This window comes from Hymenobacter volaticus (genome assembly GCF_022921055.1).
Lineage (GTDB): Bacteria > Bacteroidota > Bacteroidia > Cytophagales > Hymenobacteraceae > Hymenobacter > Hymenobacter volaticus.
Genome location: NZ_CP095061.1, coordinates 4,888,031 through 4,907,843 on the forward strand (window position 1 = coordinate 4,888,031; position 19,813 = coordinate 4,907,843).

16 protein-coding genes are annotated in these 19,813 nt (G+C 47.3%); 5 read left to right on the forward strand and 11 right to left on the reverse strand.

Going from position 1 to position 19,813, the window contains the following annotated elements:
* Window positions 1-112 precede the first annotated feature (112 nt).
* A complete protein-coding gene (locus MUN86_RS21350; RefSeq protein WP_280640553.1) occupies window positions 113-2,821 on the forward strand; it encodes a TonB-dependent receptor in 2,709 nt (902 codons plus the stop codon).
* 169 nt (window positions 2,822-2,990) lie between these two features.
* On the opposite strand, the gene MUN86_RS21355 is transcribed toward MUN86_RS21350, so the two are convergent.
* The 6 genes from MUN86_RS21355 to MUN86_RS21380 form a co-directional block, all read right to left on the reverse strand.
* Window positions 2,991-3,590 carry an alpha-ketoglutarate-dependent dioxygenase AlkB family protein gene (locus tag MUN86_RS21355; protein ID WP_245120005.1) on the reverse strand — a complete coding sequence of 200 codons (600 nt, stop codon included), beginning with the start codon at window positions 3,588-3,590 and terminating at the stop codon, window positions 2,991-2,993.
* A 21-nt stretch (window positions 3,591-3,611) separates the two neighbouring features.
* Window positions 3,612-4,316, reverse strand: coding sequence for a hypothetical protein (locus MUN86_RS21360; protein ID WP_245120006.1), 705 nt, complete (start codon window positions 4,314-4,316; stop codon window positions 3,612-3,614).
* Between the two features lie 186 nt (window positions 4,317-4,502).
* The gene (gene kynU, locus MUN86_RS21365) at window positions 4,503-5,789 is read right to left on the reverse strand and encodes a kynureninase (RefSeq protein WP_245120007.1); all 1,287 of its coding nucleotides are present in this window, start codon (window positions 5,787-5,789) and stop codon (window positions 4,503-4,505) included.
* Between the two features lie 27 nt (window positions 5,790-5,816).
* On the reverse strand, window positions 5,817-6,896 hold the full coding sequence (locus tag MUN86_RS21370; RefSeq protein ID WP_245120008.1) for an amidohydrolase family protein: 1,080 nt from the start codon (window positions 6,894-6,896) through the stop codon (window positions 5,817-5,819).
* 34 nt (window positions 6,897-6,930) lie between these two features.
* Window positions 6,931-7,470, reverse strand: a complete 540-nt coding sequence (locus MUN86_RS21375; protein WP_245120009.1) for a 3-hydroxyanthranilate 3,4-dioxygenase — start codon at window positions 7,468-7,470, stop codon at window positions 6,931-6,933.
* A gap of 379 nt (window positions 7,471-7,849) precedes the next feature.
* The gene (locus tag MUN86_RS21380; RefSeq protein WP_245120010.1) at window positions 7,850-8,845 is read right to left on the reverse strand and encodes a hypothetical protein; all 996 of its coding nucleotides are present in this window, start codon (window positions 8,843-8,845) and stop codon (window positions 7,850-7,852) included.
* A 143-nt stretch (window positions 8,846-8,988) separates the two neighbouring features.
* Between MUN86_RS21380 and MUN86_RS21385 the strand changes: the two genes are divergently transcribed.
* Together MUN86_RS21385 and MUN86_RS21390 are read left to right on the forward strand one after the other, a co-directional pair.
* Window positions 8,989-9,780, forward strand: coding sequence for an SDR family oxidoreductase (locus tag MUN86_RS21385; protein WP_245120011.1), 792 nt, complete (start codon window positions 8,989-8,991; stop codon window positions 9,778-9,780).
* A 163-nt stretch (window positions 9,781-9,943) separates the two neighbouring features.
* Window positions 9,944-10,669, forward strand: coding sequence for a glycosyltransferase family 2 protein (locus tag MUN86_RS21390; RefSeq protein WP_245120012.1), 726 nt, complete (start codon window positions 9,944-9,946; stop codon window positions 10,667-10,669).
* Between the two features lie 510 nt (window positions 10,670-11,179).
* Here MUN86_RS21390 and MUN86_RS21395 read toward each other — a convergent pair.
* From MUN86_RS21395 to MUN86_RS21415, 5 genes are all read right to left on the reverse strand, one after another.
* Window positions 11,180-11,710, reverse strand: coding sequence for a carbohydrate binding domain-containing protein (locus tag MUN86_RS21395; protein ID WP_245120013.1), 531 nt, complete (start codon window positions 11,708-11,710; stop codon window positions 11,180-11,182).
* Window positions 11,711-11,790: 80 nt separating this feature from the next.
* Complete coding sequence (locus MUN86_RS21400) at window positions 11,791-13,392, reverse strand: glycosyltransferase family 39 protein (protein ID WP_245120014.1); 1,602 nt, start codon at window positions 13,390-13,392, stop codon at window positions 11,791-11,793.
* Between the two features lie 245 nt (window positions 13,393-13,637).
* Complete coding sequence (locus tag MUN86_RS21405) at window positions 13,638-14,936, reverse strand: hypothetical protein (RefSeq protein ID WP_245120015.1); 1,299 nt, start codon at window positions 14,934-14,936, stop codon at window positions 13,638-13,640.
* A 234-nt stretch (window positions 14,937-15,170) separates the two neighbouring features.
* Entirely contained in the window at window positions 15,171-15,710 is a 540-nt protein-coding gene (locus MUN86_RS21410; protein ID WP_245120016.1) for a carbohydrate binding domain-containing protein, read from the reverse strand.
* A gap of 69 nt (window positions 15,711-15,779) precedes the next feature.
* A complete protein-coding gene (locus MUN86_RS21415) occupies window positions 15,780-17,078 on the reverse strand; it encodes a hypothetical protein (RefSeq protein ID WP_245120017.1) in 1,299 nt (432 codons plus the stop codon).
* 675 nt (window positions 17,079-17,753) lie between these two features.
* Between MUN86_RS21415 and MUN86_RS21420 the strand changes: the two genes are divergently transcribed.
* Both MUN86_RS21420 and MUN86_RS21425 read left to right on the forward strand, forming a co-directional pair.
* On the forward strand, window positions 17,754-18,494 hold the full coding sequence (locus tag MUN86_RS21420; RefSeq protein ID WP_245120018.1) for a class I SAM-dependent methyltransferase: 741 nt from the start codon (window positions 17,754-17,756) through the stop codon (window positions 18,492-18,494).
* Between the two features lie 362 nt (window positions 18,495-18,856).
* A complete protein-coding gene (locus MUN86_RS21425) occupies window positions 18,857-19,813 on the forward strand; it encodes a glycosyltransferase family 2 protein (protein ID WP_245120019.1) in 957 nt (318 codons plus the stop codon).

Below are 19,813 nucleotides of genomic sequence, written 5' to 3' on the forward strand. Positions count from 1 at the left end.
TTGTTTTTAAGCTTTAGCGGCTCTACTTTTACAAAATATTTGAAGGCCGACCCGTTATCAAATCTCACCTTTTGCACATTTATTAATGGCTAAATTTTACCAAATAGCTGCAATGCAAGCTTTTGTTGCATTTGCAGCTACTAGTGTCCAGGCGCAAGACGCTGTTACTGTCAGCGGAATTGTCCAGAATGAAGCGGGCGAACCAATGCCTGGCGCAACAGTATTTATCAAAGGAACATTTATAGGAAGCAGCACAAATAACGAAGGCAAGTTCATTCTTAAAGCCGATTTTTCTCAGGCTCCTGTCGTCCTATCTATTTCATTTGTAGGCTACGAAAGCCGGGAGGTTTCCTTGTCGCAGCCTGATAATGCGGTGCAAGTGAAGCTGAAGCAAAACACGACGCTCACCAACGAAGTAATTGCTTCTGCGTCTCGGGTAGAGGAAGGCATTTTGCAAGCTCCTGTTACGGTTGAAAAGCTAAATACGCAACAAGTAGAGCGTATCCCGACTGCCGATTTACAAGTAGGGCTCAGCCAGTACAAGGGCATCGATGTGAACAGCAGCAGTTTGTTGATGAATTCGCTGAGTACCCGAGGCTTCAACTCGGGCAAGTCAGAGCGCTTGATTCAATTGACTGATTATTTCGATACTCAGTCGCCAAGCCTTAACGTGAACACCGGCAACCTGACGGGTCTGTCGGAACTAGACGTAGAAAGCATTGAAATTATTCACGGGCCAGCTTCCGCACTGTACGGAGCCAATGCGTTCAACGGCGTATTGTTGCTCAACTCCAAAGACCCGTTTGTAAGCGAGGGCCTAAGTGTACGGCTACGCGGTGGCCAACGCAGCTATTTTGACGGCCAGCTACGCTATGCCAAAAAGCTAACCGAAAGACTCGCCTTCAAAGTAGTAGGATCATACCTAACGGCTGACGATTGGTTGACCAGCAACTACGCTGCCACCAGTCAACTTGTAGAGCGGCGCAACAACGCAGAAGGTTCCAACTTGAACTACGACGCCGTGAACCGTTACGGTGATGTTGGTGGCTTCACATTCACCAACAACCCATCTGACCCAAGTTACGCTAACACCCCGGTCGCTCTACGTGGCAAGACAGTTTTCATGCCCGGCTTCACCGAGCAAGAGCTGCTGGCTAAAGACGACAAGGCCAAGTCGTTGAAGATTCATCCCTCACTCTCATACCTGCTTACGAACAGCGTAAAAATGACGGTGGGCTTCAATTACAGCCGCGGCACATCTAGCTACCAGAGCAGCAGCCGCTACCGTTTCCGGGACTTCGGCAGTAACCAGTTGCACGGCGAAATCAAAGGCACCCGCTGGTTTTTGCGTGGCCAGACGGTGCAGGACTTCGGCGGCAAGTCGTATGACCTAGGCTTCTTAGGTTCGTTCATTCAAACGTCTCCGACCGGCAATGCATCGCGCCCAACTGAAACGTATGCCAGCCGCTTCTACGAGACCTATATAGGAACTTTCCGCGCCACTGGCTCCCTAGACCGTGCTCAGCAGGCTGCTAACGCTACTCAGCTTAGTTCCACTGATCCGCGCTTCCAGGAACTACGTACCCAAATCATCAACGATGCTACGCCAGGCCGTGGGGCCCGGCTCAATCCTAGCTCTTTGATGAATGAAGGCAACGCACAGTACAACTTGCCAATAGCCAAAAACACCGACTTGATTATGGGCGCCGCCTACCGCAAGTTTCGCCTGGGCTCGAACGGCAACCTGTATTCCGATGATAGCAAACGTATTCAGAACCACGAGCTAGGTGGCTATGCACAACTGACGCAGAAGCTATTTGCCGAGCGCCTGAAGCTAGCAGTTGCTGGCCGGGTCGATGACTTTAAGAACTTCAAGCCTGCTTTCTCGCCACGGGCCTCGGCAGTATATTCAGCCGGCACCAACAAGCAGCATAACTTCCGCGCCTCTTATGGCCGCGCCTTCCGCTCCCCCACGCAGCTCGATCAGTACATCCGCCTCGATGTGGGCCAAGTGGTTTTGCTCGGCAACGTAAACAACGGGTTCCAAGGTTATAACACCATCAATGCTGCTGGCCAACAACTAGGCACACCTGGCGCACCCCTAGCCTCGTTTGAGTTTGAAGCTGCCCCGTTGAAGCTGGAGCGCTTAAGCACTTACGAAGTAGGCTACAAGGGTACAATAGGCGAGAAACTAGCCCTTGACGTTAACTACTTCCAGTCCTACTACAATGATTTCATTGGGGCACAACGCTTCATTGGAAACCGTGATGGTAGCCGTCCATCGGATGCACAGCTAGCTACTGAGTTCAGACGCCCGCTACAAACCCCGGCTGGAGCCCCTTTCCAAGACCGAAGCTCTGAAACCCGCGTGCTGCAAGTCTGGACCAATGCCAGCCAGGAAGTACGCACGAAAGGTGCTGCCTTGGGTGTAAGCTACAACGTAATGACGCCGCTCACGCTGACGGCCAACTACTCGCTTAACATCTTGGACCGCAGCAACCTACCCGATAACTTCCAAACGTTCTTCAACACACCCAAACATAAATACAACGTGGGTGCTCACGGTACGATAGCACGGAATGTAAGCTATGCTGTGAACTACCGCTGGGCACAAGGGCACCTCTACGAACAGCCTTTCGCAGTAGGTGAACTAAAAGACTACAGTTCCGTGGATGCTTATGTAGGTTACGAGGTACCGAAGCTGTTTACTACGTTCCAAGTGGGTGGGTCAAACATCTTAAACAATACAAATACACAAGTGTACGGCGCTCCTAATATTGGCCGCTTAATTTTTGCAGGTCTGCTTGTTAACCTCAAGTAGGCTGCCACATTCACCGCATACAAGAAAGGCCACGCAATTTGCGTGGCCTTTCTTGTATGCGGTGATCTCTGATGCTTATTACTAAGATGCTACGGGTTTGCTGGAACTACAGGCTACTTAGAACATTCTTAAGTTGATCATACTCGTTGACAAGCGGTTTCAGCGAAAATCATCTATTCACTACCAGCCGAAACGTAAGGTTAAGGCGCGGCGCGGTAGGACGGGCAGTTTTTGGCACTGCATGAAGCCAGTGCTGCTGGGTAGAACCACGCATAAGCAGCAAGCTACCGGTTGATAAGTCCAATGAAACAGGAGCATGAGGAAGGTACTGTGGGTCGCGCGGCCGTAGGCGAAACCGGCGGGTAGCCCCCAAACTCACAGATGCAATAATGGGGCTTGACCCTAGTTCAGGCTCATTATCGGCGTGCCACCCCATACTATCTTGCCCCGTCCGATAAAGGTTGAGCAACACGCTATTAAAGTGTGTCTGCGCAGCAGTTTCGACTTGCTCTCGCAGCTGCTGCAAAGTGAGCGTCCAGGGCTGCGGGTCAAGCATTATGCCGGAGTAGGAATAGCGGGCCGTTGGGTCGCCATGCCAAGCAGTTAGGCGTGGCTGCATTACCTCCTTTCCGAAAAGCTTAATTGGTTCGTGCCGCCAGGCAATGCTGCTGGATAGCTCTTCTAGCAAGCTGGCTGCTTCGCCGGGGCCAAGAAAATCAGGATCAAGCAGCACGTCGGCGTGCGGTAGGGGGATACGGGTAAGAGGCACAATTTCTAGCAGTAAGGCAAGCTACGGCTGCTGTTTCATCATCTTCTCCATTTTCACCTGCATTTCCTTAGGCTGTTGCTTGATGAGGTACGGCATTGCCAATTGCAGGCCCCAAACAATCAAAAAGCAGATTATAATAGGTGGCAAAATACTCTTGCTCCGATAGTTGTCAGTCTGCACGTAGCGCGGCCAAAACCACAGCAGGTAAGCTAATACAGCAGGCACATTAAAGAGCAACGTACCCAAAAAAGGGTTTAAGCCCTGCTGTAGAACAGCCCACGACAGTACCTGAGTACCCACCATCATGTACACGACTATAAACACAATCAAGCCTAAAAGGGCCCGCATGCGCCGAAGCCGAAACAAATTGATACCAAGCAATACACCGCCTCCTATCATCATAGATATAGGCAGGATCGAGAACAACACAATGGTACCCGGCGAGTAGAGGGCTGGCGCTTCTTCCTCGGCTTGGGCAGATTCAGCCTGTTCCTTCAGACTCGGCTTGGCTACGACAGTAGCAGCCTTCTGTTGCCGCTGCTGCTCGACTATAGGCATCAGTTCAGCCCGAAGCGCAACAGCCTCAGCAGGGTGCTCACCGCGCCGATCTAGTTCGTCGAGAGCCGCCAAAATAGCGTCCTCGCGGTATTCAGCACGGTTTCGTACGTAAAGCAACAGCTCAGAAAGAGGTTTGCGGGACATCTTCTCCGCGTATTCATCAGCCATGGCAGTATGCTTCAATAGAAAAACGACAGGAGTTAGGTAATAGAACGTAGAACAGCGCTGTCTGATGAATAATGCCCGAAATGTTATACGCCGCCATTAGTCCTCTGTGGCCTTAGCATTTGCATTTAGCTACTCGTGCAACTGCACCAGCGAACAGCCACGGACCTAACGACTTACGAACTTAAGTTAACGTTGCGTTGCGGCCCATTCTGCCAGCACGACTCCTACGCGTTGCACATCCTGAAACGTATTGTAGAGTGGCACCGGAGCCAGTCGAATCACGTTGGGTTCGCGCCAGTCGCCAATAATGCCGGCATCCATCAAATGGTCGAACAGTTCACGCCCATTTTGATGGACTAGCAAAGAGAGTTGGCATCCGCGCTCGGCCGGGTTGGTGGGCGTAATGACTTCAAGCTGAGTTTCTGGCAATTCGAGGCGTTTGATCAGGAACTCCAGATAGCCAGTAAGCAACTCACTCTTGCGCCGTAGGGCCGCCATTCCGCCGGCAGCATCATGCACGGCTAAAGCAGCTTCGTGCACGGCCATCGTCAAGATGGAGCTATTGGAAAGTTGCCAGCCCGCCGCGCCGCGCATCGGTCGGAAGCCCTTGCGCATCTTAAATCGTTCCTCTTCGTCGTGGCCCCACCAGCCGGCTAAGCGCAAGAGCTCTGGCTGGTTGGCAAACCGCTCGTGCACAAAAGCCCCGGCCACCCCACCAGGTCCCGAGTTCAGGTATTTGTAGGTGCACCAACACGCAAAGTCCACGTCCCAGTCATGCAAGTGCAGCGGGATGTTGCCAGCGGCGTGAGCTAGATCAAACCCGACCTTGGCCCCCACTGCGTGCCCGGCCTGTGTAATAGCTGCCATGTCGTAGACTTGGCCAGTGTAGTAGTTGAGCCCTCCCATGATGACGGTAGCCAACGAACCGCCTAGCTCATTGATCTTGGCCACAATATCCTCGGTGCGCAACGTATGCTCGCCGGGACGCGGCGCTAGCTCGACAATAGTGTTGTCGGGGCTGAGGCCATGCAGTCTCACCTGCGATTCTAGGGCGTACTGATCGGAGGGAAAAGCGCTACTTTCCATCAATACCTTATACCGGGATATGGTAGGTCGATAAAAGGAAATTAGCAGCAGGTGTAAGTTGGTAGTCAGGTTGTTCATGACTACCACTTCCAAGGGATTGGCTCCCACTATACGCGCCGTGGCTTCGGTGAGCCGCGCGTGAAAATTCATCCAAGGAGTATCGCCTCGGAAATGCCCTTCCACTGCCATCTCCTCCCAGTTTGTGAACTGGCGTTCGGCCGCGGCACGTGCAGTGCGCGGCTGTAGCCCAAGGGAGTTACCACACATATACACGCTCTCTTGCCCATTGGGGCCCAGCGGAATATAGAACTGGTTGCGAAATTCGCGCAGCGGGTCCTGCGCATCTAGCTGAGCGGCGAAGTCGGGAGTGGGTTCAAAGGAGGTCATCAAAGGCAAAGGTACACCGATAGACAACTACCTTCCCGCGAGAATTTTCATTAAATGCGAGTCAGGCAGCCCTAGCCAATCAAGGGCGTTTTGGCCTAGCATCCGGTCTTTTACATCGGCCGGGCAGGGCATAGAATTGATTAACTCGCCGGGCATTAATTCTCCGAGTGGAAACGGGTAGTCGGTACCGAGCACAATCTTGTCGGTTCCCAACGTCTTTATTAAGTAATCCAGCATAAGCGGGTCATGCACTAACGAATCAACCCAGAAGCGGCCTAAATAGTGGCGCGGGTTTATGTTGTTGTCGACCGCGCACAGATCGGGGCGTACTTTAAAGCCGTGTTCAATACGCCCGATGGTACTCGCAAAGGAGCCTCCCCCGTGCGCCACCGCTACCCGCAAGCGCGGCAGCCGCTCAAGCACCCCCCCAAATACTAACGAGCAAAGCGCCAATGTGCTTTCGGCAGGCATACCTACCAGCCAAGGCAACCAATACTTCGGCATCTTCTGCTGGGCCATCATATCCCAGGGATGCACGAATATGCAGGCTCCCAATTCTTCTGCCGCGGCAAATACCTCGAATAGTTCCGGGGCATCCAGGTTCCAATCATTGACGTGAGTACCGATTTGAATACCAGCCAATCCTATCTTCATGCACCGCTCCAGTTCTCGCACCGCTAAATCGGGAGCTTGCATAGGCAAAGTGCCGAGGCCTACGAACCGTGTCGGATAGCGTCGTACTATATCAGCAATATGGTCATTGAGCAATTGGCTTAAATCCAGCGCATCTAGCGGTTTGGCCCAGTAGCTGAACATAACTGGTACCGTGCTCAGTACCTGCACCTGTACCCCAAAGCCGTCGTACTCGCGCAAGCGTACCGCAGGGTCCCAGCAATTATCCTGAATTTCGCGGAAGAACTTGTCGTCCTGCATCATGCGGGCGCAGCACGGTTTGTGATGCTCTAACCGAATGAACCCCCCGTAACCATACCGCTCGCGCAGATCAGGCCAGTGCTCCGGCAAGATATGCGTGTGTATATCGACGGTGGGCGACTTGGCAAGCAACGACGAAGGCGACAGAGCGGCGGAAGGAAGAGGCGAAGACATTGCCGCAACTACATGTGAGAGAAAAGCGCACTTGTCACTCGGCAGGAATTGCTACTGGCGCTGGTGGTGCCATCATAGTACCGCACACTTGGCACGTACGCTTGTGTTCGTCCTGCCAAAACCGATTCATTATGGGCGGCAGCTGGCTCACGATGTCGGTGATTTCAGCAAACTCTTCGTAGAGTTTGTTGCCGCAGTTTTCGCAGTACCACTGAAACCCGTCTAGCTCGCCAGCCGTGCGGTAGCGCTCTAACACCAAGCCTACCGTACCGGCCGGCCGACGCGGTGAGTGCGGTACCCGCGCTGGCAGCAAGAACATTTCCCCAGCTTTGATTTCAATATCTACTGGCTTACCGTCCTCAATAATCTTCACTACAATGTTGCCCTCGATCTGCATGAACAGCTCCTCGCCTTCATCAAGATGATAGTCTTTGCGGGCATTAGGACCACCGACCACCATAACAATAAAATCTTGGTTGTCTTTGTACACTTGCTGGTTGCCAACGGGTGGCTTGAGCAGGTGGCGGTGTTCATCAATCCATTTTTGGAAGTTGAAAGGCCGAGCAACGGGCATAGGATGGGGTGGTTAAGTGCAAACTATTTATTGGAGCCTTTACGGCCTGCAACACTATTGAACTTACGCAAAACTAGCTAACCGGCACTGCCGCTAGTTCAGTTTGGCACAAATACCTCTGGATGGTTAGCAACAATGTTTCGCCTTGCTGGAAGCAACAGTAATAAGGGCCAAGTCAAGCTCACGCCCACCAGCGTTAGATACACGTAAGGCACTTGCACAAACGTATAGAACGTGACTAGGTATAGCTTTAATGTGAGTAAGCTGTAGATTCGATAGTCAATGCGGGGCCTATACCTGAACCAATAGAAGGCGGAAGCTACTACCACAGCTATGCAGACGCCAGCATGCACCAACCGTACTAATTGAACCTGTTCGGCTAAGGTGCCGGGGCATATTGACGAAAAAAAACGGCTAGCCCGACGCCCTTGTAAAGATGTTCAGGCAAGTTAGGCGCAACCTCTTCCCATTCTCCAATGGCAGCTTCGGTGTACGTAATTTGAGCCCGAGCAAAAGCACCCCAATCGTGGCTCAAGAAGGGTACAATGTAGATGGCAAGCACTAATACTGCCGCCAGACCCGCTACTCGCAATGCCTCTGTTTTACCTCGATTCTGCCAAAGCAAACCCAACCACAGTGGCACCCAGAACACCAACGAAAAGCGAGACAATAAGCATAAGGTTAGCGTTATAGCTTGTACCCACCACGGACCTCGCCAAATACTATAAGCAAGCAATAAGTAGAACGCCACAATCATCAATTCCACCGTGCTTGTAATGGTGGTAGAAGCAGTTTGCAAAACTGCTTGCATCAGCAAAAGTGGCACAGCGAGCAGTGCCAGTGTAGGTAGCATTGGTAAACGGCGACGCAACAGTAAGACTATCCCTGTGAGTACGGCCAGTGCAAACCCGCCATATGCCGTCCAACGATAATCGAAGTGCAGGAGCTCAGCTGGTGCGAAAGGCATCCACATCATAGGTAGGTATGTAGGATAAATCACATAGCCAAAGTCAGTAATAGGCACATATACCGCTTCATTGGTTAACCAGCGCCGCAGCATAATTTCAATCGATGGAATAACATCCGACTGGGCTGGGTCTATTACACTCCGGCTAAGCATACGAGCTACTCGCCCGGCAAACAAGCCTAATGCAGTTATTGGCAGCAGTATCCCTAGCGCACTCCGTCCACTAAGTGGTTTTAATACCGGCGGTGTCACTCCTCGAAATACTCGAAGTCCACTTAACGCCACCACCACTCCCGTCAACCAAAGTGCTACCGGGCTCACAAATGGTCCAAACAGATTACGCAGAAAAGTAAACAATAGAAACTCAACAATACATGCTGCTAGCAGCAGCCAAGTAGCAAAAGACATACAAATCCAAATAAGGTCTAGCTGAACTCAGCACTATATAAGTTTGAGCGAACTTACGCATAACCCAGTAAGTGCACTGGAGCATGGAGCACTGTTAGGACGGTATTTTATCTAGATTTAGCCCGAATTAAGGCATTGTTCTCATGAAATACGACTTCTCCTCTCAACGGGCCTTGGTCGGTGGCAGCACTCAGGGTATTGGCCGTGCTGTAGCCGAAGAACTGGCGAAAAATGGTGCAACTGTTACGTTGTTAGCACGCAACGAAGTCCATTTGCGCGAAGTGGCTGCCGCGCTACCTACTCCTAGTGGCCAACTGCACGACTTTATAGTAGCTGACTTTTCGGAGCCTGCTTTACTGGCGCAACGCCTATCTGAGTATTTGGCCAAGCAGACAGTTGGCTTCGATATTCTTATTAATAACACGGGGGGCCCAGCAGGTGGGCCCATCTTGGAGGCGCCGGTTGATGCCTTTCGCGCTGCATTTGAGCAACATCTAATTTGCAACCATTTGCTAGCGCAGGCAGTGGTACCCGCCATGCGTGAGCGAGGATATGGCCGCATTATCAACATCATTAGTACTTCTGTGAAGCAACCCTTACCGAGCTTAGGGGTGTCAAACACTATTCGCGGAGCCGTTGCTAACTGGGCGAAAACGCTGGCAAACGAATTAGGCTCCGACGGCATTACCGTGAACAATATACTGCCTGGTGCAACTGTCACACAACGCCACACTTCCCTCATCGACAAAAAGGTTGCGCAAACTGGTCAATCTGTGGAAGATGTAGAAGCAAGCATGCTTAAACTGATTCCAGCAAATCGGTTTGCACAGGCTGAGGAAGTGGCGGCAGCGGTGGTATTTCTAGCCTCAAAGGCAGCGGGTTATATCAACGGCGTCAACGTCCCGGTGGACGGCGGCCGAACAGGAAATTTGTGAATTAACAAGTAAGAAAATGGGCCTGACTAACGATATAAAGGAAGCTACAGTCGAGCTTTATATTAGTTTTTTTATTTATTAGAATAGATACTTTAAAGATTACTCCTATAATTACTGACTTTTCTTCTATTTTTCCTTGCTTTACTTCTAATTAACATAGGCTTTGGTCACTTTCAACAAGCTATCGATTGTCATTCCAGTTTATAATGAAGGCCGTACAATCCATCAGATTTTGGATTTATTACGCGAGCTGAAACTGGTCAACAATATTGAAAAAGAGATTATTCTGGTGAACGACTGTTCAACCGACAACTCTGTGGAAGCCATCCAAATGTACGCTAGCCGCTACCCTGAGATGGGGCTGAGGCTGCTTCAACATACTGTAAACCAAGGCAAAGGAGCAGCCTTACATACTGGAATACGCGAAGCTACCGGCGACTATGTGATTATTCAAGATGCCGATTTAGAGTATGACCCTGAAGAGTATAACTTGCTTTTGAAACCAATCTTAAAGGGTTTTGCCGATGTAGTTTTTGGTTCGCGCTTCATGGGAGGCAAGCCACACCGCATCCTCTTTTTCTGGCATAGCATCGGCAATGCAGTACTCACTTTCCTCTCCAACATGTTCACAGACTTGAACCTGACCGATATGGAAACCTGCTACAAACTTTTCCGCCGCGATATTATCCAAGGCATGCGCTTAGAGGAAAAGCGGTTTGGTTTCGAGCCGGAAGTAACCGCTAAAGTATCTCGCGTTCCCGATGTGCGAATCTATGAAGTAGGTATCAGCTATTACGGTCGCACCTATGCTGAAGGCAAAAAGATTGGTTGGCGTGATGGATTTCGAGCCATTTATTGCATCATAAAGTATGGCTTGGCAGGTAAATAACAGCCTCCAACAATCCCCGACATCCGGTAATGTGCATGCAATGCACTAAAATAGAAGACTACAGCACCACTAACATCAAAATTTGAATTAGTATTAGAATAGAGCTCGCTACAGCAAGGCGTACCGTTACTAGGTATGCAGCGTTACTACTGGAGCATCGTAGCATAAGCGCTTAAGTACTTGATATAGCCACTGCTTATAAAGACTCTAGCATTTGGTAAGTACTATAATATACATAGTACGTATAACAGCAGTGCCCTATTATCTCGTTAATGAGAAATTAATTGACGAATGTAGCTCATCGATACACAAGCAAAAATTAATGGACTTATAACTGCGCCATTCGGATGTATAAAATTTCTTGATTGATTTGCATATCAAATATCTACCCTACTTCCTACATATTATCGACGATAGTAAGTAGTAATTCACTCCTAATTATTGAAGTACTCGAGTATCAAAGGCGGAATGCGCATTGATACGTTCTAATAGGTAGTAGCAAAAAACTTGTTAACGCAGAGCTGTCAGTTGAATATCATCTATATAAGCTGGCTTAGTTGCTCCTGCTCGCCACAAATAAATTACTAGCTGAGAGGTGTAGTTCGCAGAAACTGGAAAGTTGATTTTTTTGCTGATCTTAACCCATTTACCGTACTCCTTTGCTTGTTCTACCAAGTCAATACGGTCGCCCAGGATTTCTTGACTACCTGCAGCATCCTTAATAATAAAAGCCAATTTGGCTGTTGCATCCTTGTCAGCCAGATATACCCATGCATCTAGTTTAATCCCCCTTAGACGAGTGTTGCTCAACTCACCTAAGACAGTTGAATACCCTAGAGCGAATTCACGGGTCTGATCAACTTTAAGGCTGTACTTACCAGAATGGGCTTTATCATTAGCTAAAACAGACATATCTGGGAGCCAACCTGCTAAAGAATCGAAATTAGATGACATTAGAATGTCATTATCTGCAGTGTCCGAATTATTATTTGTGCAGGAAAATAAGAACACTGAAAATATTAAAAGAAACAAATTTTTCATTCAGGGTTGAAAAGGTTGAATTGGAACAATAAGTACTGACTAATAACCATGTGTACATTATCCTTAGAACCTACTTAATCTTACCAATGCTTAGGAGCGTTTCTTCTCTCTAATACAGCATAGTCCTTATTGTTGATTAATACCTTAAACGAAGATAAGAGAGCAGGATATTTTTGAAATAGCTCTTTGAATACCGTTTGGCGCATAAGCAGATGATCTAGTCCACCTCTAGTCATTGTGTTCAGCACCTCTTCAGCAACTATTTGATTGATGTCAGGCTTCCAAACTACACCTCTTCGATCGAAATACACCAAACTCAGGTTTGGAGCATCCTCACCTAACACAAGTAGAGTAGCAGTACGGGGCACGCCCGCGTTATTGAGTGCAATAGCGCCGCCTTGCATCCATCGATAGGCGTAATAATCGCTAAAAGGAGGATAAGGGTCACTCATCCGAATGTGATAGTGAGAGAATCCTTGTATTAATAAGGCTAACAGTGCAGCACTAATAATGGGATAGTGAATGAACCCAAGGATTTTGCTCCAACGTGCAACTGCTGCTTGCCATGTAGCTGCTTGTACAATAGCCAAAGCCACTAATAAAGTTAGGGCTGGCCAGTAAGGAGCTAAAACATAATAGTCATGGTCTGCAAATTGCACGCCCATCAACCAAAAGAAAGCCCATCCTCCAATAGCTCCTAATATTAATTGGGAAGCCCACAACCAATCATTGCGAACTATACGTGGTAAGCTTATCAAACAGACTATAGCACTAACTGCCAGCAGGATATAATGTGAATGAGTAAAATACTCTTTTAGCCAAACTTCCCGAATTCGCCGCGTCACTAATTCATATTGCTGCGCTGTCTCGATAGGTCTCGCCTCTGCTAAAAACTGCACAGAACTATATATCTCGTTGAGGTAACGATTGAATAGTGTATAACCGACAATAACTCCGACACTAGTCGCAGAAAGAATTAACAGGTTAATTCTTTGCCGTAATGTTAATAACGTTGACTGCAAATAAGCCCATAGTAATACTGTACCTAATGCTGACAATAAATAGATTGCTGCCGATGTCTTGATGAGAGTAGCAAGCGTAAATATCCCGATACTTGCTATTAAGCATCGAAAGTCGAGGTTGCGACTGCAGCTCAAAAAATAATAAGTAGCTACGATTACAAGTGATGTACTAGTAGAATCAGGCAAAAAATTGCCTGCATAATAAGCAAATACAGGAGACGTAGCTAGAAAAACGCCTGGCACTAATGCCAACACAAACTGCTGGGTACGTTCAAATACTAAACGGAATAAATAATAATAACTTACGCAAGCAAAAGCAATATTTAAACCTCGGAACCAAATCACGAGGCTATCACGGCCTGTAAGTTTGGCGCCTAAAGCAGCTAAGTAAGAAATAAGGGGAAATTCTACACCTACTACTGCATCAATAGAAGTAAGACTTAATGTTTGAGGACGAAAAAAACGCAATCCATTATCATAAAAACTAATTGCTAACGCAAGCCGGTCCGCTTGAGCCCACTCGTGAATTCCACGTGGCAGCCAATTCAGAGATGGCAGATAAAAAACTAAGGAAAGCCCTACAAAGAATAAAACAGCCAACAATTTGTATAATCGGTCAGCAGCGGTGAAACGCAATATCAATGAGGAAGCAAAAGGCATACTGAAACGAAATTGCAATACGTTACGGACGTACTAGTAAAGTAAGCTAGTGTATAAGCGCACCAATAATATAGTTTAGGATGCCTCTGGTAAGATTTGGATAAAGCACTCATCACAGTGCAGACAGCAATTTACTGCAACATTAACGGATAATTACTTGTAAAAAAATAGAACAGTTAATATATAAAAATATACATGTTGGCTTGAAATTGCACAAGCTTAATTTATGAAATTAAAAATTGTTATTAGGCAGAAGGCCAACCTAACCAAAAAAACCGCTCTTTGTATAAATCCCAATTACTATCGCAGCAATCCAAAATTCCTCGATAGTATTGCCATGTTTGGGTGAGGTTGAGAACGATGAAAAGAAAAAGCAAAAACGATACCCCTCGCAGCAACCAATCGGAACGGCGGCTCCAATCGAAAAAGCTAGCCATAGGCAAGGATAATAACGGGTAAATACTAACCAGTGTGCGGGCACTATAGCCACCACCATACCACCAGTTTTCCCAGCTGAAAGTAATATAGAGCACAAGTGGCAGCAGCACTAGCAGTACAGGTAACAGAGCTCGTACCTGACGTCGCATCATGAATATTCCAATGATTGCTAGCGTCATGCTTGGCGTGTATAGCAACCAACCCTTACGAGCACTGAATAACCCTAGCAGTAAGTTAGGATGGCGAAAATCAAAATACTCTCCGGGATAAGAATCAATCAACCATGCTCCTCCTACACTGTGCCAGAACCAAAGTTGTAGCGTTAGCAATGCAAGCATCAGTGAGGCAATCAGCACTACCTGCCCACGCTGATTCCATAGCAACCATAAACGCTCACGTGCTGCTTGCCTTGATGTAAGACCCCACAGGGCAGGGACCAATACCATCCATAGTTCTGTAATTCGTACTAGCCCAATTATTCCAAGTGTGATTCCAAGTAGTACCGCGTCGTGCCAATGGAACGCTGCTAACCAACGAATAGTAAGCAGCATTAATACAGAGGTTAACAAGAAAAGTGTACCATGTGATGTTGGTGATTCATACGTAGCATAATTAAGGAAATTAGTTGCTAGCCCTATCGCCAATAGCGTGAGAGCTACTGTGGTATCCTCAAAAAAATGGCGCAAAACTTTTCGCAATATCCATAGGCCTACCAAAGCATACATCAAGCACCCCAAAGCTATCATCTTCTGATATATTAGGGAATACCCGTCTGCTGGCAAGCCCGCTAGCTTAGCTATAGCATGAGCCAAGAAAAACGCAGGAGCGTAGAACAACGACATGCCCAACGGATACTTTATTACGTTGCGACCGTTAGGAGCGGGTACTAATGCATAGCGTCCATCAAGGTCTGGGCGATATTGCGTGCGTACAGCGGCCGTGTATGAACCATCACCTATATCGTCATAGATAAAATAACTAGACAAATATTGATAGTAGCCTGCCATATCCCAGATAAGGACATCATATGTTTCCCACTTACGAGCTTGGAATACTGCTGCTAAAGACAATGAAACAATTAATAAATAACAGGCCAATGACTTCATGATGCTCTCTGCTTTTTGAATTTAGATGATCTGTTGAAGTTTATATACCTGCATAAACAACATGCAATTACAGAGCAACTGCCAAAACAAGAGCAGAGCTAGTGGTAACTAAGAGCACAAGTTCAATACAAAAGATATTGTCAATGGCGACTATCAGTAGAACGGCACTTTAGAATAGCCTAGGTAGCCTACTCTAAAGTGCCGTTATCTACTTATTTCAATTTAGTAGAATACTTAATCTACTTTCTCAATTATTAAGTCGTCCAAGAAAGTGGTTTCTGGTGCTCCACCACGCCACAAGTACACGTTCATCTTGTTATTGTAAGTAACATTATCAGGCAGTGTAATCTCTTTCTCAACTTCTACCCATTTGTTGAATGACTTCACTTTATCAGTCAACTTGAGTCCTTCCCACACTATAGGCTTAGCTGCTGGGTTGTTAGGATCTGCCACCGACGTTACCAATACCGCATCTGACTTGCCATTAGGCAGATTCACCCAGGCGTGCACCTTTATTTTACGTAATCTGCTAGCGCTCAACTTACCCAGTAAGTTATTGTAACCCATGCTGTATTCCACACCCGGATCCACTTTGATAGCGTATCGACCAGAGTGTGCTTTCTCTTTGGTAAGTGAATTAGGTGTGTTGTCACCCATCCAGCCCTCGATTGATTCAAAATCATTACCAGCAAGCTGATTAGCTGGAACTTCCGCTTTCTTTTCCCCGCAGGAAGCCACACCTATTACTAAAAGTGTGTAAAGCAATTTTCTCATAATTGTGAGTAAACAGGTAATTGAGTGTTCAAAATTAGTTTAAAACTACCACCACGCCAGGACTTTTAGTTAGATAGCCTCATGAGATAAACGGGCTGGCGGACGAAGACAGAGAATAATCCAAACTGAGAGGAAAGGTACTAGCAGTTGTAGGTTGTCGTAGGGCACTTGAATAAAAGCGTAGAACATAGTTAAATTCAGCTTCAGAGCTAGAAGAGCTAAATGCCTGTAGTCAAGAGGGAGTTGGTTGCGTCGTAGCCAGTACCAAGCTGCTACGATGCCAACTGAGCCGGCTGAGGCTAATAAATGGGTTAATCGTAAAGCGTTTAGCCGGGTTATCATTTCACCATGCACATACTTAAAGAAGAAAATAGCAAGTCCTAATCCTCTATACAATTGTGCTGGATTCCCGTCCGAGTCTAGATTACCCTCCCACTCGCCTATAGCTGCCACCGTATAAGCGGCTTGCCCCTTAGCAAATATCGACCAATCGGTGGATAGAAATGGAATAACATAAATTCCTAGAATGGCTGAACCTACTAGGCCTACCAGCCAAATAGCCCTTTTTGGCCCTTCGTGTCGATAAATCAGCCACAGATAAAATGGCACCCAAAAAACAAGCGAAAAGCGAGAAAGAAGACATAGCACCAGCCCCACAGCTCTAAGCAATATGGATTGGCTTAGTATGCCAGCCGCTAGTATAAAATAGTAACCAATAATCATGGTCTCGATAGAGAGCCCGAGTATGTGTGCATCCGCTCCTAGCAAAGGCCAGAACAATAGCAGCGGTAGTAGGAGCCGAAATACACCTCCGTATAAATCTGGTTGAGAGGCAGCTAGTCGGTAAGCATACAGTAACAGCCCGATACCCAACACCCAAATGCCCAACCAACGGTAGTCCACGTTTAGAGCGTCGGGCAATAGATAGGGCATCCACATCATTGGTAAGTAAGTGGGTGATAAATCATAGCCAAAGTCAGTGATAAGGGCGTATACAGGGCTCCCACTTTGCAGCCGGCGTAAATACACCTCTATGGATGGCAGCACGTCTGACATCTTTACGTCTACTGGATATTGGTTGATAATATCCCGCAAGCGCGGATATAATGCGAAGAGAAGTAGCCCAGCCGCAATTACATAACTCCGCCTCTCCTTCGTGCTACCACCTGGAGCTAGTATATAAGGCTGTCTGCGCAGTGCCTGCCAAGCAAAAGCAGTAAAGGCTAATGATGAACCAAAATATAATACTGGACTTATTAGTGGCCCAAACGCGTTGCGCCCATACGAAAACAGCAGTAACTCCGCACCAAAAGCAGCCAACACCAGCACTGTTTGGAGAGAAGATGGACGCGCAAAATTAGAATTCATATTACTGGCAAATGAGTTGGCATCTTTATGCTAGGAAACGGGTTAGATGATCGATACAATTGCATTTGAAAAGCTATCATTATTCAAATGCATTACAATTTTAACATTTAGACATCAAGCGCATATAATTATTTTAATTCACTTTTTTAATAGAGTCAAATTTTTATCCTAAAATTAACGCCACGTGTGACAAGCCTCTTTTATTGGCATATGTACTGTTTCGCAATATGTCTCCCTATTGAGGTTATCAAGTCTTGAGATACTATAGCATGATATCACCGGCGAAGAACTGAACTACTTAAGTGAGATTTGTTGAGCAAATTTATTCGAGCTCAAAGGTAGGGTTTGGGCTTGGAACACTTAACAGGGATAATGTTTGTAGTAGGAGCACTAAGCCGGCAGTTTCGGGTAAAGATGGGCAGGAATACACTAGACTCACTCTCATCAGTCAAACGGCTTTAGAATTCTAGCAGGTGAACCTATCAGTGAGATAGCGCCGGATGCGGACCAGGTTTGAGTCCTAGCCTATATAGTCAACCCAGGTCCGTTCAGGTTTGCAGGACTGCTATATTGGGCCTGCATCTTGCATTCTCCAGTATATACACAAGTGATTTTGTTACTTACTATGACGGCCCGGCTGCTATCTACAGCAAAGTCTCTTACTTTTGAGATGCTATGAACATTGAATACGAAATAAAATATCACCAGATAGAAGAAAACTATTGGTGGTTTCAGGCCCGGCGCGATATGGTTTTCCGCTTGGTGGAAGATCTAAAGCTTGCGACCAACGCCCCGATTCTAGAAATCGGTTGTTCGGGTGGTCCGTTAATGCAGCGGTTGCGGAGTGCTGGCTATACCGACCTCACGGGCATTGATGTAAGTGAAGCAGGTATAGCAGTGGCACAACGCCGTGGCATACCGAACGTATCGTGCATGGATGGTGCGAACTTGACCTTCCCAGATGCGTCATTTGACTTGGTGGTGGCTTCCGATGTGCTGGAACACATCGAGAACGAAAGTCAGGCTTTGCGAGAATGGACAAGGGTATTGCGGCCTGGAGGACAACTGTTGGTGTTTGTTCCTGCTTTTCAATTTTTGTGGGGCAAGCATGATGTTATTAATCAACACTTTCGGCGGTATACTGCCGACCAACTGGCAACGGCCATGCAAGGAGCCGGGCTCAAAGTACGCCGAAGCTCTTATTGGAATGTGAGTTTGTTTTTCCCTACTGCTGCTGTACGCTTGTTAAAGCGCTTCATGCCCAAGGACAACAAGCCAGCTTCTGATGACCTTTTTGAGGCGCCGCCCTTAGTTAACACATTCTTGACTAGCTTCATTAAGGCCGAAAACCGCTTGTTGCAGGCAGTCAACGCGCCAGTTGGAGTTAGTGTGTTTGCTTTAGCTAAAAAGCATTAAGCTGTTCGCCTTATTTCTAACTGTTCATCATCCGCTTCGATCACAGATTAAGTGAAACGAGAGTGGTATGAGGGAGTAGGAGAAGAAATATGGAGCCCGAGACACCATTTCACTGTTGCAGTAAAATGATGTTTCGGGTTTTCGCTTTCACAGCAAATGGCTTTGCTGTACTAACATCAGCTTTTATAGGCTAACTCCTAATTGAAAATGAGAAACTGAATAATGAGAACTTTCACCTAGAAGCTTCTCCTTTGTTCATTGACTTCCAGTTTTCAGCGTTTGTATAAGATGGTGCTCCCTGGCAAGTAGATCTTTGTCTTTTTCAGGACGCGGTATCTTTGCTTTAACTCATTATCAGTTCTATGGACCTTTCCGTTGTAATTCCCATCTATAACGAAGAAGAAAACATTCCGTCGTTGTATGAGCGCCTGCGTGGAGTGATTGACCCGATGGAGTTAACCTATGAGTTCATATTTGTCAATGATGGTTCGCGAGACAAGTCACTGGATTTGGTACAGGACTTGGCAGTGCGCGATGAACGTGTTCGATACATTGACTTTAGCCGCAATTTTGGTCACCAAATAGCCGTGACTGCAGGACTAGATTTGTCTGAAGGTGAGGCTGTTGTGATAATCGACGCTGACCTGCAGGATCCACCAGAATTGATTGTACCGCTTTATCAGAAGCTCCTACAAGGCTACGAAGTGGTATATGCCAAGCGCCGTTCTCGCAAAGGCGAAAGCGCAGCTAAGAAGCTCACAGCTAAGCTATTTTATCGGCTTTTAGCAAGCATTACCCATATTTCAATCCCAGTTGACACTGGTGACTTTCGCATCATTTCGCGGAAAGTTGTGAATGCGCTCAAGCTCATGCCCGAGCAAAGCAAGTTTATTCGGGGACAAATTTCCTGGATTGGCTACCGACAAACTTATGTGGAATATGACCGTGCGCAGCGGGCAGGTGGCGAAACAGGCTATACCTATGGCAAAATGATTCGGCTGGCGCTGGACGGCATTACTGGCTTTTCGGACGCCCCACTCAAAGCAGCTACCATTAGTGGTTTTGCGGTGTCGGGAATAGCTTTTCTGCTGTTGCTTTATACACTGTACGCCCGCTTCGTAACCGGTGAATATGAACCAGGCTGGCCTTCGATTATGATGAGCATACTGTTTTTGGGTGGCGTACAGCTAATCTCAGTGGGCATTATTGGCGAGTATATTGCTCGCCTATCGGCCAACGTGCGTCAACGCCCCCTTTATATTATATCTGATACCAATATCACTAAAAAAGTACCCCACCCAAGCGAGCATCTTCAGTAA